Annotated in this window: 6 protein-coding genes; 3 read left to right on the top strand and 3 right to left on the bottom strand. The window is 60.8% G+C overall.

Going from position 1 to position 14,371, the window contains the following annotated elements; translation table 11 throughout:
• Positions 1 to 74 precede the first annotated feature (74 nt).
• Genes EV138_RS27745 through EV138_RS27735 form a run of 3 tightly spaced genes read right to left on the bottom strand, consistent with a single transcriptional unit; the run spans position 75 to position 4,032 of the window.
• Positions 75 to 962: a DUF6339 family protein gene (locus tag EV138_RS27745; RefSeq protein ID WP_202866973.1), complete on the bottom strand. Its 888-nt coding sequence runs from the start codon at positions 960 to 962 to the stop codon at positions 75 to 77.
• Complete coding sequence (locus EV138_RS27740; RefSeq protein WP_133982221.1) at positions 959 to 1,939, bottom strand: hypothetical protein; 981 nt, start codon at positions 1,937 to 1,939, stop codon at positions 959 to 961. Before EV138_RS27740 ends, EV138_RS27745 begins: the two co-directional genes overlap by 4 nt.
• Positions 1,936 to 4,032 carry a helix-turn-helix transcriptional regulator gene (locus EV138_RS27735; RefSeq protein WP_133982219.1) on the bottom strand — a complete coding sequence of 699 codons (2,097 nt, stop codon included), beginning with the start codon at positions 4,030 to 4,032 and terminating at the stop codon, positions 1,936 to 1,938. Before EV138_RS27735 ends, EV138_RS27740 begins: the two co-directional genes overlap by 4 nt.
• A gap of 351 nt (positions 4,033 to 4,383) precedes the next feature.
• Here EV138_RS27735 and EV138_RS27730 point away from each other — a divergent pair, with 351 nt between their 5' ends.
• The 3 genes from EV138_RS27730 to EV138_RS27720 are packed head-to-tail and all read left to right on the top strand — an operon-like array spanning position 4,384 to position 14,371.
• Entirely contained in the window at positions 4,384 to 9,204 is a 4,821-nt protein-coding gene (locus EV138_RS27730; protein WP_133982217.1) for a DEAD/DEAH box helicase family protein, read from the top strand.
• Positions 9,201 to 11,132, top strand: coding sequence for an ATP-dependent helicase (locus EV138_RS27725; RefSeq protein ID WP_133982215.1), 1,932 nt, complete (start codon positions 9,201 to 9,203; stop codon positions 11,130 to 11,132). Before EV138_RS27730 ends, EV138_RS27725 begins: the two co-directional genes overlap by 4 nt.
• A complete protein-coding gene (locus EV138_RS27720) occupies positions 11,129 to 14,371 on the top strand; it encodes a helicase-related protein (protein ID WP_133982213.1) in 3,243 nt (1,080 codons plus the stop codon). The genes EV138_RS27725 and EV138_RS27720 overlap by 4 nt, the downstream gene beginning before the upstream one ends.

The raw sequence follows: 14,371 nt of genomic DNA, 5'->3' as shown, positions 1-14,371 counted from the left end.
CCGCCCCAGATCGCTCCAGCATGTCTAGCCATCCAGGGTGCGAATCAGATCACCGCACCCAACCCGGACCTGCTTCAGTTGTCTTCGCCGGCCGCGTGCCTTGGCCGTGCCCGAACTTGAGAATCGCCAAGTAACCGCTCGAAAAGCGGCAGGAGCGCCTCCACAGCTTCGTTGGGCACTTCGCCGTCCTCAGGACCGAATGGCAGACGCGCCCAGGGGACGGGCGGCATGCTCATCGAGTCGCTGATCCAATCCTGTAGCGCGGCACTGTCAACCAACACGTCAGGAGCCAACACGTCGTAGATCAGTGTGCTGCCGGCCGTATTGACAGCCGAGGACAGGGCGTTAACTCGGTCGCCAAGACGCGGACTTTCATCAGCGATGAGCCGTTCCAGTACACGAATGATGGCCAGCGCCGTCGGTCGGTGATCGATGATGTCTAGCCTCAACGTCGTGTTGAGTACGTCTTGGACCCGGCAAGCCGTCTCGACCGGTCCATAATCGGAACCGTTGCGGAACATTTCGGCCGCCCACCATAGGCGGGCAAATGCCTGAGTGTGATGGGGTCCGCTGAATCGACTGGCTGCCGCCGCTACCGCGCCACGGTGGCGCCAGACCACGTAGTCCGGAGCAACGACCATGGCAAGGTAGTTCCATCGACGACTATCGGCAGCTTCAGCCCTCGACATCCGCAAGGTCGCATGCAGCCGCGGCGCCAGCCAGGCGTCCGCCTCTACCCGCCTAGCATCGAAACGACGCATCGCCTCGTCGACCAACTCGCGTAGCGGACCCGTCCGCCAGCGAACCTCCCCGTCGGGAAGTGTCGTAGCCGTCCGGAGGAGCGCGACCAGCGGAGGGCTCTCCGTGCCGGATTGAATGCCGTGTCCGAGGAATTTGGTTACGCTCGAGTCGGGGAGCAGCCCCAACACGCCGGGCGCATGTCCAGCATTCTTCTGGCTCATCGAGCCTCTCTTGCTTCGCCACGAGCGACAGAACGAATAGCGTTCGTCAACTTCTTGGTGACCTGACTGCGTCGCCCCGCAGCATGCTGAATGTTGGTCTGGAGCTCGGCCCAGCCGAATCCTTTGGTGCGGCGTTCATGAATTTCGTACAGCGCATCACTCAACTGACGATTAGGCAGGATATCGGGGAGCATCACCCGTAGAACACGCTCACGCCATCCAGTGGGCATCTGTGGCGTACCGTCCTCGTCGAACTCGAAATCTCCGATTGCCGTATGGAACATGGCAGTCCACACATCTTGAGCAATTTGGCTAGCCGTCGCCTCGCGTAACAATCTCTCTGCAGGTTGGGTACTATTCCCGTTAAGGACCGCGACGAGGCCATCAACTGCAGTCGTATTGATGTAAACGGTCGGGATCTCACCGCTTGTCTCAACGATCCAGGCCGACTCCTTAAATGGTCGTAACCACTCATCGGCGCTCTCTACGAAGTCGACTTGGACGATCTCGATCGCTCCTTGTCGCAGGGGAGCTGCTGCCTCCAGATCGACGACCCAGTCTTTGTCCGTTGCACCGATGAGCCGCCCGCCAATGCCTTCGACCTTGCCAACGACGGCTAGAGACAGGGTTGCCCGCTGGAGATGGCGCGCATGACTGAGATCGATCATCCCGCGCCAACTGCCGTCCGCGTCGTGGGTCAAGAACGCGGTTGACCGTACGTTGGTCGCCCGCTCTGCGAGGATAGCCAGGCAGACAATGCTTTCCCACGGGCCGTCAGCGATTTCGTCATCGGGAAGTACCGCTTTCAGCCGGAGGACGGCTGTATCCCATTCTGTACGGCCGGTCTGGTGCATTGCCACAGCCCGTTCCGCCCTGGAGATCTTTCCGTACGGCAGATCCGCGCCGTCCACAGCCACCGCCACCACCTCGAAGTCAATCTCTCCGAAGAGTGTGGGATACGGAACGACGGATCTCATGCGGCACCTCCACGCGTCTTCTGAAGCTCAACGATCAGACGGGCGAAACCACTATGGATGGGATGGCTGGACGGATCGGTGACCCCGACGAACGTCGCCGAGCGGATCCCTGCTTCGATGAGTAGATTGCCGTCCTTCACGAAGCAGTTGTCGGATGCGGTGAGCTTCCAACTGACAGTCGGCCGACCACCTGACCTGACGTCGAACTTGGCGACTGGTGTGAGTAGCCACGGATCCTCTGCGTTGGGCAGCCTCAGTTCGACTCGGACCCGCCACGCACCACTGAGTTCGACCTGTGCACCGAGGTTATGGATTGTCGGCGCTCCTTGCACACGGCGTGTCCCTGCCATTCCGACACCGTCCAGCTTCAACAACTCGCGGAGAACGGTTGGGCCTGCAGTCGGGGCGATTTCGCGACGTCCGACAAGGTGTCGTACAGCTTTGTCGATCTCAGCCCGAAACTCCCGGAGGCGGGACAGCGCTCCCCTTTCATAAGTAGATGTCAGTTCTTCCGTGCGATCCCACCGGTCGTGATCCGGCGGTTCGGAGGCGCGTAGGAATTGCTCTGCAAGTCCTACGTTCTCATCTCCCCGGCCTGTTGCATATCCGGCCAGAAGTACTGCCTGGAATGGCATCGCACCCAGTGGTAGCTCTCGCGGACGCTGTTCGGTAACGGTCATACGTGTACCTCGCATGCAGATCACGCGATTGATCCGGTCCTCATTGACGTCAGGAGCCGTGACCAGCAGAACAGCATAATGCGTACATCCTTTGACCTGCGATTTACTACTATCCTTTCTCGGGGGTACGACGAGCGGCACATCGATGCGGGCAACCTGGTCCGCTGACGTCAACCCGTCGACGGTTTCACCATCTAGGTAGGCCTGAACCGCACGGCTCAGTGCCGGATGATGGGCTTCCGGATCCACTCGCTCCTCGGATATGTGAATCTGCCCGTTCCGCAACGTGGTCACTCGAGCTTCTAGCACCGGTCTTGTGGTCCTGCCGGCCACCATCGCCGCCCAAAACCCGTCAGCGAGTGACTTCACCAGCTTGTCGTGCATCTCCTGCAGGGTCTCAGCATCTCCCGAGGCGTCGTGGGCTCCGACAATCAGAAAGGAGGTGCCTGGCTCCCCGTTTGGGCGCTCTATGCAGAGGTTACGGACAGTCTGTTTATCCGCCCACCAAGATCGGGAAACACCCTCATGATCGGGCTCGGTATCGGGTTCGCCGAACCACGCTGGGCCTGCGTACGCTTCGCCGTCCACCTCGTGCCACGGCAGGTCGAGCCGGCCGATCATGCGGCGCTCAGTACGGCCTTCGTGCGGAATGGAGAGCGTCGAGTTGATCAAGACAAACCCAAAGCGACTTGTTGCCCACAATGCGGCTTTGCCTAGGCCATATGATCCGCCGGCGCGACTGCCGGATTGCTTGTGGCTGTCAAGCTGCCTGCGCACGACAGCGGCGAATCGGCCATCCCCGTACTCCGGTCCCGTAAGGCCCGCCGCGTTGTGATCGTCGACTCTCAACAGGAGCAGCGTCTGACTCTCCGCGAGGTCGTCTAGAGCCACCTGTAGGCTACGGGAGACCTTCTGCTGCGACGAAGCCGCGTTACTGTAGTGCCGCCTCAGATCATTCCATCGCAACGTTGTCAGGAATGTATCAAGGGATTCGCCGCTAAGCTCATGCAAGATGTAGTGCACGCCAACCGGCTTGGTGACGTCGTAACGCTCATCGATGGAGTTCTGCGTGGCCTCTCGAGCGAGAATAGAGAGGTCCGCATCGAAAGCAAAGGCGGCGGCGTTGCCGTACTCCCGCCCACCATCTGCGTGGGCCGGTCGATGATGCCAGCCAAGAGGCCGGCTCACTTCGATGTCGACAGTTCGGTTGTAGATCGACGCCGGATCTGTACCCAGCACGTCCGCGATCGCACGCTTGGTATCTTCGCGCGGCTCAGCCCGCCCAGTGATCCACGCCGACACAGCCGCTCTAGTCAGGCCTAGCCGCTCGGCGAGCTGAGCCTGGGAAAATCCAGCTCGGCGGAGCTGGCGTCCCAGCCATGGCCCGAACGGCTCAGCTTGCTGCGGTTCCATCGCCGTGCTCCCTCTGCTGCCTGCCAGTTGATACATCGACTTCGTACTCAAATTTTGATTGACACGATGATCTCTGTCAAATTACGATAGACAGAGACGCCGCTGATCCTCTCAAGTAACACGCTGAGGAACCGTTGCCAAAACGAGAGCCACTCCGTTGTAACGAAACGTAGTCAGCGAGCGGTAGTACAACCATGGGGGCAGGTTCGCTGCCTGCTCCACTACTTGGGGGAACTTCGTGCGCGCATCAACGTCACATCAGGCACTATCACGATCCACTACGCCGGGAAACGCGCAGACACGGCTTAGCCGTGGACTGTTCCGACCGGCACGCGCGGATCGGAGCACTGAGTGAACACGCCGATCGATCGACCTGTCCTGAGACGGGTTGCCGAACTCACCGAACTTGCGCTAGGTACATACGCGTATAACCCCGATCGCATCGAGGAAGACACCAACGGCGAACGGCGGATTCATCAGGGCGGCTACGGCGATCGCCAGCTTTTCGAGCTCGTACAGAATGCTGCCGATGAGATGATCGGCGACGAACATCGCGGCGGAACGATCCACGCGATCCTCACCGAGGAGAACCTGTACTGCGCGAATGAAGGCACCCCGATTACGCCTGAGGGTGCAGACACCATCCTGCGTATGGGGGTCTCCAGGAAGCGCGGCGGCCAGATCGGCCGCTTTGGTGTCGGCGTGAAATCGGTACTTTCGGTGACTCGAACACCGCAGTTCTTCAGCCGATCCGGATCCTTCGGGTTCGACGCAGATTGGTCGGCTGCCGAGATACTCAAGGCCGTCAACGAAGGACGGCAGAGGAGAGACCTTCCACCCGTTCAGGACGTGGGAGAAACACCGGTTCTGCGGCTGGCCCGCGCGTTGGACCTCGATGCAGAGCGAGCTGCTGATCCGATCCTCAGCGACTTGCTCACCTGGGCGACGACAGTCGTCCGCTTGCCCTTATTGACTGGGGTCCACGCACGCCTCGGAAACGACATCCAGCAGGACTCTCAGTTCAGGCACGGATCCGGCGCCCGCGAGTTCCCCCACTTGTTCCAGCTCTTCTCCAATCACGTGGGCACTGTGCTGCTCGAAGATCGTCGTCTGATGCCAATTGTCCGGCGTGAGATCACGGTGAGTCATCACCGCGCTCATCACACAATCCACGAGGCGCGTAGCGGCGCCAAGGCTCGCTCCGAGCAGTATCGAGTCTTCGTTCTTCCGCACCAGATCAGCGACAATGCCCGCGGCAGAGCAGGAGAGTTGCACGACCGAGTCACCCTCGAGGTGTCGTGGGCAGTTCCCGAGTACAGCTCGGTGATCAACGAATCCGGGGATGTGCAGTACCAGGTGCCCAACGAACGAGGGATGTTCTGGTCGTTCTTCCCCACCAAGTACCCGACCACTCTGAGCGGGGCACTCAATGCCGCGTGGAAGACCAACGAGGATCGACAGAACCTCCTGGACAGCAGCGACCTCAACTCAGAACTGTTGGCGGTGGCTGCGAAGCTGGTCATTGGTTCCCTCCCTGAGCTGGTCGTTCCGGGTGACCCGGCCGCATATCTGCCGCTATTACCTGGCCGTACCAAGGAGTCACCGAACTGGGCCTGCGCCTATCTGACCGACCAAGTCTGGACGCTCGCCGCTATTAGCCCGTCCCTACCCGACCAAGAAGGGACGCTCAGGGTGCCCTCGGCGCTCCGCATCCACCCGGAACGACTGAGCGGAGCATCCCTTTCTCTCTGGCGTGACTATCCCGGTCGCCCCAGCAACTGGGTTCATCACTCTGTTGATGCAAACCCCGTGCGTCGCGGCAAAATGAACCATATCCTCGACGCCGCGGCACGGAGAGAACCTGAGACCATCCGTGACTGGTTGGAGGCGCTGGTCGAAGATGGAACGGCCGAGGCCTCGGCGGCGGCCATCCGCGTCCTTGCAAGACTTCTCGATCACGAACTCGCGTCGATTGACAGTGCTCACGAGGTTCTAGCGGACGAGGCCCGCAAGGCCAAGATCGTGCTCACCGAAGAACATGGGTTCGTTGCGCCCGTTGCCGGCCTTGTGTTCCGACGTTCGGTCGAAGACGGGCTGAGAGACGACCTGATCTATGTAGATCAGAGGATCTCCGACAATCCCGCCATGAGGCCCCAGCTCGACCGTCTCGGTATCCGTGATGCTGACAGTCAGGGTCGGTTTCACAGTGTCCTGGACCAAGGCTTCCGCGGGTACACGCCAGAATTGTGGACCAGGTTCTGGGAACTAATGCGCAGCGCTGGGGGAACAAGCCAGACCCCAGCGATACGGGACAAAGTTCAGAACGCTTCCGTCATTCTCCAGGTCAGAACGGTCGCTGGCGCGTTCCGCCCTATCAAGAACTGCTTGCTCCCCGGGCCTGTCGTACCTCATGACGGCTCGCGCGACGCCAATCTTACTGTGGACATTCGATTCCACACCGATGATCTGGCAGTACTCCGTGAGCTTGGTATGACGGACAGGCCAACGAAGGGCCACCGACCGGAGAACGACAACTGGTTCATCCTCTACCACCAAGCCGCTTACGATGCGTACTGCGAAGAGCTCGACGTCACCGCGCACCGAGTGCAACTCCAGACGGTGAAGCTCGAAGGCTCCCCGACCGCCGGCCCTCTACACCTTTTCGATCAGCTGTCCGAACAGGGTAAGGCGTCTTTCCTTGCCGCGATCCCCGACGACGGACTGGTCGAGAACTGGACCCGCCAGATCGGCAAGGCCGTTAGCACCCGGGTAGCAGTCTCATCACCGATACGTTGGCTGCTGCGCAGCTATGGGATGGTAAAGACCTCAAAGGGACTGGTCCCGGTTCGAGACGCAGTAGGGCCGCAGCTCAGCGCGTATGCGACGGTGCTGCCGGTTGCAGAGATCAGCCCTGACAAGGCGCGGCGCCTAGGCATGCCTGACAGCGCTGAGGCCGTCGCGCCCGAGCGTTGGGCGGACCTTCTGGCAATGGCCAAGCAGAGCACAGACGACGCATTCGTCGGTAGCGCGTATGCCCTGCTTATCCGCGTCGCTCTAGAGCTAGTGACCACTGAGTCTGATGTTCGCTGTCGGGTAGGTGATCGCTGGGAGCACAGACCTGATAGCGACATCGCCGTTGCAATCAACCGCGAAGAATACGACGAGCTGATCCGCGAGAATCATCCAGCGCTACTGGTCGCCTCCAGCACAGACTCCGAGCAGGCCGACTTCATGATCCGCGAGTGGGGTATGCGCCGGGTCACCGACGTGATCGAGAAGAGGGTGAGGGCCGTTCCTAGCGGCCTCTCAGTCTTGCTCACCGACGAGTATCCCCCATTGCGACAAAGGTTCGGTCCCCGAGCAGCAGGCCTACTGCTCCAACGTTGCACAGAGCTCGAGGAGGTCGTCCGCACACCGCACGGAATCCGGACTGTACCGCTCAGGAGCGCCCGCCAGGAGGGGACCGTTCTGGTAACGGAAACGATCTCTTTCGAGGAGACGCTGACGCTCATCGACCGCGAACTCGGCTGGGGACTTGGCAGCGAGGGTTGCAGAAGATTGATCGAGGTCCATCGACAGCAGCAGACCGACCAGGCAGTACGAGTGCGGCTCGAATCGATTCGGCGAGCTGAGAGCGTCGTGGACAAGATCTCGTTGCTCATCCCCGAAGACGACCTACGGAAAGGATTGCCGGCAGGTCTGCTCGAAAGCGAGATTATCGAGGCAGGGCAGGAGCCTGATGCCCGCCGATTGGCCGCGATGGCTTATAACGCACACGATGACGGAATTTTGCGCGCTCACGCGAAAGATATTGCCGCGCAGCTGGCTACCGCGCCCTCCCAATTCGACGGCGGCCCGACGGCCCTGCGGTTCGTCACAGATCTGGGCTTTCCGGACACGTTCGCGGGCGCTCGCATCCCGCCATTACCAATGCGGGTCGAGACAGATGGTCCTACTGAGTTCCCAGCGCTACACGACTATCAGGAACGGATCGCGACTCGATTGGTCGCCCTACTCCGTCACGATGTACCTCAACGGGCCATGCTGAGCCTCCCCACCGGCGCCGGCAAGACCCGTGTCGCCGCTGAGGGTGTCATTCGATGGATCCGAGAAGATGGGGCACCACGAGGACCGATTCTCTGGATTGCCCAGACCAGCGAACTTTGTGAGCAGGCTGTGCAGTCTTGGAAGTTCGTCTGGGAGAGGGTTGGTCCCAAACTTCCGTTGGTCATTGATCGGCTCTGGCATACGAACTCTGCGACCCCGGTCACCGAACGTACTCACCTCGTGGTAGCGACCGACGCGAAGCTCCGATCGATTCTCGATGCCGACCAGTATTCCTGGCTACGGCAGGCATCCTTGGTGCTCGTGGATGAAGCACACGGAGCCATATCCGCGACCTATACCAACCTTCTCGCTCAGCTCGGACTGACCCATCGCGAGACGTCGAGACACCTGGTCGGATTGACAGCCACACCGTTCAGGAGCAATGCCGATCTCACTCAGCGCCTGGTCCAGCGATTCGGAGATTCACGGTTGGACGAGGGCATCTTCGTTGGCGAACCGATCAGCAGCTTGCAGGACCTCGGGATTCTCTCGCGAGTTGAGCACCGCGAGTTGACTGGTGCCGACATGCAGCTCAACGCTGACGAGCTGGCGCATGTCGCCGAGTTCAGTGGCTTCCTTCCACGTGCGGCAGAGCAGCGGCTGGCTGAGGACGAAGGGCGAAACAACGTACTGCTGGACGAGATTTCTTCGTTGCCGCCCGACTGGCCGGTGCTGGTGTTCGCCACCTCAGTGCAGCATGCCAAGTTCTTGGCCGCCAAGCTGGGTGATCGAGGTATTCGATCAACCGCGATAGATTCGGCGACTCCGCTTGCCGAGCGACGTCAACGGGTAGACGCCTTCCGTGCCGGAAAGGTGCGGGTCATCACGAACTACGGGGTCCTGACGCAAGGCTTCGACGCGCCCGCCACCCGAGCAGTCGTCATCGCACGGCCGGTCTACAGCGCCAACTCCTATCAGCAGATGATCGGGCGCGGACTGCGCGGCCTGCGCAACGGCGGCAAGGACAGTTGCCTGATCCTCGACATGCGAGACAACATCACCAACTTCCACGAGGAACTCGCATTCAACGAGTTCGACTACCTGTGGAAGAAGGACCCGCGATGACCGTCACCAGCGACGTCCGCCTTACGCTTACTGCCGAGCAACAAGCGGTCGTCACACAGCCATGGGATGGGTGGACACTTGTCACCGCGGGTGCCGGCGCGGGCAAGACGACAACGCTCACCTACCGGCTCGAGCACTTAACTGCTGTCGAGGAGCTGGAGGCCTCCGAAATCCTGGTCCTCAGCTTCTCGCGGTCCGCAGTCCGGGAGCTTCGTGAGCGAGTCGATCGACTCGCCGTCACGGCTCGACGGGTCCGGGCCTACACATTCGACAGCTGGGCGCTCTCGTTGTTATTGCAACAAGACCCCGGCCGGGAAGACCTCACAAGCCTAAGTTTCGACAAGCGGATAAAGATGGCCACCGAGGCAATCGAGGCCGGCCTGATCGAGCAGACCGAGATCGGTCGGCCAGCCCACGTTGTCATCGATGAGGTTCAGGACCTCGTCGGTGTCCGGCGTGAGCTGGTCGAAGCTCTTCTCGATCGATTCGGAGGCGACAGTGGGTTCACCGTCGTCGGCGACGCCGCTCAGGCGATTTACGGCTTTCAAGTCTCTGATACCCGTGAGCGAGCCGCCGAAACAAACAGATTCTTCGACTGGCTCCGCTCGTCTTTCGGTGTGGAATTGGTCGAGCTCCGGCTAACTGACAACTTCCGGGCGGTGACGTCCGAGGCTCGCCTCGCGCTGCCCTACGGGCGACGCCTTCAGGACCTGCCCCGCGAGCAGTCTGATGCCGATGCAAAGGCGACGGCGATCCACTACGAATTGCGGGCTCTACTTGAGAGGGTGATCGATTTCGGAAGCTTCGATGACGGCTTCGTTCGAGATTCACTCCTCGACTACGCCGGCACCACCGCAATCTTGTGCCGGGATAACGGCCAGGCTCTCCTTCTCTCCAAGGAGCTCGGCGACAACGGCGTCGATCACCGTATCCAGCGATCTGCGCGTGATCGACTGGCACCTGAGTGGCTGGCCGACATCCTGGTTGCAACATCTGCGGCAGCGATCGCGGAAGACCGCTTCCTCGAGATCATGACAACGCTCACTACACCTGACGGACTTGACGTGACTCGGGCCTGGCGCTCCATGCTGCGCGTCGCCGGAGCGCGGGGTCAGCTCGATTTGTCATCCCTACATCGCGCTATTGCCGAAGATCGCCTTCCTGATGAACTTACCTGTCAGTTCGCACACCGGATCACCGTGTCGACCATCCACAGGGCTAAAGGTCTAGAGTTCGATCGCGTGTTGGTCCTTACCCCTGGCGCGCTACCGGACGGCCGAGCAGATAATGATCCGCCGGCCGAGGCGCGCCTCCTCTATGTTGCGTTGACCCGCGCTCGCCACGATCTGTACCGAATCTCTCGAGACCGTGACTGGATGGTCCGCAAGTTCGCCCACGGCTATCCGCCGATGGAACGGTGGTATCGGGGTGGTGGCCGGGGTCCACAGGCACGGTGGAAGCGTTACGGCATGGAGGCAGCAGGTCTGGATATCAATCGCGAGGTGCCAGCCGGAGCCGACGAGCCGACCTCCGATCCGGTGGGAACCCAGCGCTATCTCACCGATTGCGTGCGCAGCGGCGACGCGGTGGAGTTACGCCGCCTCCACGACCTGCCCATGTCGGCCATAGAAACGCCACAGTACGGACTTTTCCACGAAGGTCGCCCGATCGGCTCTACCTCCGAGCGCTTCCGACAGGATTTATGGCGGCTACTCAAGGTCAGCCGCGATTGGAAGGTCGAGCGGTGGCCGCTACGCATCACCGAGCTAAGGATTGATGCACTTGAGACGGTGGCAGGTTCTCCGGCGGTCGCCAAGCGCTTTGGCCTGAATGATCGCGGCGTCTGGCTGGCGCCCCGGCTGTGCGGCTTGGGCAGATTCGAATGGCATGGTGGCAGCTCAGAGCTGGAAGGCGGCTTTGACGCATGACCGGCTCCAAGCATGATCAGCACTACAAGCTGCGTACCAGGCTTCGTGACACGTTGCAGGCCGACCTTCTCGGACCATTGGGCGGTGAGGAAGAGGTTCTCTCGAACGACGCACCAATCACCGCGTATCCGATCGGCGTTCTCTTTCCTCAGGCCGCTGGCGAGAGTAGGGATCGGGTCGAGGACGACATTGCAGACGATGCTCCTCCGGACATTGTCACCAGAGATGATCAGGAACAAGGAACCACGGATCTTGGCATCACGCTCGCGAACCGACGCAAGCCTTCGACCATGGGCCTGACGTTGGCCGTCGATCTGCTGGTCACCGAAACGCTGTTCGCCGAAGTCACGGCCGCGATTTATGAGCCGCACGACGAGAACGGCGCGCGGATTGAACCGCGCCGCAGCGAAGCTCGCAGTACAGGCCAACAGAAGGAACGGTGGCACCGCGTCCCCGTCCGATGCGAACCAATCAGCGTCGATCTTCGGATCGAAGGTATGCACGAACCGCAAGGCATTTGCGACGGTTTGCAGCTTCGGACACTGGTACGTCCGCCAAGGTCCGATGGGATCAGGACAGTCACCATCACCCTCGTCAATACCTGGGAAACCGGTGAGTTCGATCTACAAGACGCTTATTGCTTCTTCCAACCAGAGCTGACTATCTCAGGTCCGGTAGGCACACGTCCTTTCGTCGAACGTCCTGCGGCCCTCGGAGCAGTCGATGATGAGCAAGCATTGAGCAGACTCCTTCACCGTCATGCGCCGTACTTCGCGAGCGGTCATGGATGCTCCGTTGCGTGGGACTGGGTGCCTGCTCCGATCCGCAGTCCGATGCCATCCAGGGCTGCCGTCTCTGTTATCCGTACTGAGTTCATCCCCACCCATGAAGTGCTTCTGACGGACTCCAATCCGGAGATCGACGACGAGGCTCTCGCTATGCTCTGCCTTGCTCGTGCTCCTCGAGAGGCGGTTGTGTCTTCTCTCGGACAACTGCTCGACGGCTACGAACAATGGATTGCCGACCGGACGAAAGAAGCTTCGGACCTTGAGGGAACCGAGCTCGCCATCGCGGCGGATCATCAGCTCATGATGTGTCGCCAAGCGCACGCGCGAATGCGACGCGGCGTGGCCCTGCTTGGTGACCAGAGCCAATCTGAGATCTTCACCGCCTTCGCACTAGCCAACGAAGCAATGGCTCAACAGCGGGCTCGGACATCGTGGATCAAGACCGGCAGGAATGGCAACCCTAAGCCGCATGAGGGTCGATGGCGTCCGTTCCAAATCGCCTTCATGCTGCTCTGTTTGGAGGGCATAGCCGATCAGGATCACCCGGATCGTGAGCTAGCCGATCTGCTGTGGTTTCCAACTGGTGGCGGGAAGACGGAAGCGTACCTAGGGCTCATCGCCTTTACTGTCTTTCTGCGGCGGCTGCGTGAAGGCGACACCGGCCAAGGCGTCACCGTCCTCATGCGCTATACCTTACGATTGCTCACCCTCCAACAGTTCGAGCGGGCGACCGCGCTGATCTGCGCCATGGAGACCATTCGGCGACGCCCGGACATCAAGCTAGGATCGACACCCATCTCGATCGGCATGTGGGTCGGATCATCTGCCACGCCGAACACACTCGAGCGGGCCGAGGAACAACTCGCCGTCGTTCGGAGGCAGCCACATAAGTCCCTACAACGCGAAAACCCCATACAACTCCACCATTGTCCATGGTGTGGTTCGCCGCTAGACGCAACGAACTACCAAGTTGATATCGAGTCGGTCCGAATGCACACGCGGTGTCCTGAGCCAGATTGCGACTTCAATGCCGCTGATGGCCTACCGGTCCATTTGGTAGACGAGGCGATCTATGCAGCGCACCCGACCCTGATCATCGCCACCGTCGACAAGTTTGCTGCGATGCCGTGGAGACCGCAGACGGGCGCACTCTTCAATCGAGATCTGCCGGCCGGGGTGCGGCCGCCTGAGCTTATCGTCCAGGACGAGTTGCATTTGATCTCCGGGCCGCTCGGCACCTTGACAGGGTTGTATGAGACTGCGGTCGATGTCCTCGCTGATGGACCGAAGGTGATCGCATCGACCGCGACCATTCGGCGTGCATCCGACCAAGTTCGGGCATTGTTCGATCGCGAAGTGGCACAGTTCCCACCCGCGGGCCTCGACTCGCGTGACTCTTGGTTTGCAGTTGAAGCCCCGAGGACTGTGAAGGCTTCCCGCCGATACGTTGGCCTCCTGACACCCAGCACAAGTCAAGCCACGCTGCTGATCCGAACCTATGCGGCGCTGTTGAATGCGGTCGAAGCCGGTGAGGAGATCGACGAGATTCGCGATGCCTACTGGACCCTGGTCGGGTACTTCAACAGCCTGCGCCTTCTATCCGCCGCAGAACTGCAGGTGCGCGACGACGTACAAGACCGCCTCGAGATGCTGGCGACACAGGGTCAGAGCCGGCTACGCAAGGCACCAACAATCATCGAGCTCAGCAGCCGTGCCAGTTCAAGCGACGTCCCTCGCTATCTAGGGGAGCTCGAACGGTCGAAGCCTGACAGGGATGTGGTCGACGTCCTGCTTGCCACCAACATGATTTCGGTCGGAGTTGACATCGACCGATTGGGTTTGATGGCCGTCATGGGTCAACCTCAGACCACCGCGGAGTACATCCAGGCGACGAGCCGGGTGGGGCGTCGTCACCCCGGTCTCATCGCGGTCATGCTGAACTCGGCACGCTCCAGGGATAGGTCCCACTACGAAAACTTCCCCGCGTTCCACTCAGCCCTTTATCGAGAGGTGGAGTCAACCAGCGTGACTCCGTTCTCCGCACGCGCCCGTGACCGGGGCCTACACGCAGTTATTGTCGCCTTGACACGTCTGATGATCCCCGCAGCCTCGGGTGACGCCGATGCGGCGCGCATCAACAACTTTTTGGAAGACATCAATTCGACAGTGCGTCCGCGCCTTCTGCGACGAGTCGGATCCGTAGATGCTCGGGAGCGCGAGCAGACCGCCGGAGAGTTCGACAGGTTTATCGAATTCTGGCAGGAGGCGGCGAGCTGGAGCCCAAATCTCGTCTATGAATCCAGAGGAGGCAGCTCCAGTCCAGCATTGCTCGACGGATTCGAACGCGCCGAGCATTCAGACAGACCCGCCGCCTGGTCCACCTTGTGGAGCTTGCGTGACGTCGACGCCCAGTCGACGCTCTTCTTCGAACACAGCCGACAGGAGCGCTGA

Source organism: Kribbella voronezhensis (genome assembly GCF_004365175.1).
GTDB classification, from domain to species: Bacteria; Actinomycetota; Actinomycetes; order Propionibacteriales; family Kribbellaceae; genus Kribbella; species Kribbella voronezhensis.
Note: the sequence above shows the minus strand (reverse complement) of the source record. Positions and strands in the feature narration are given on the sequence as shown.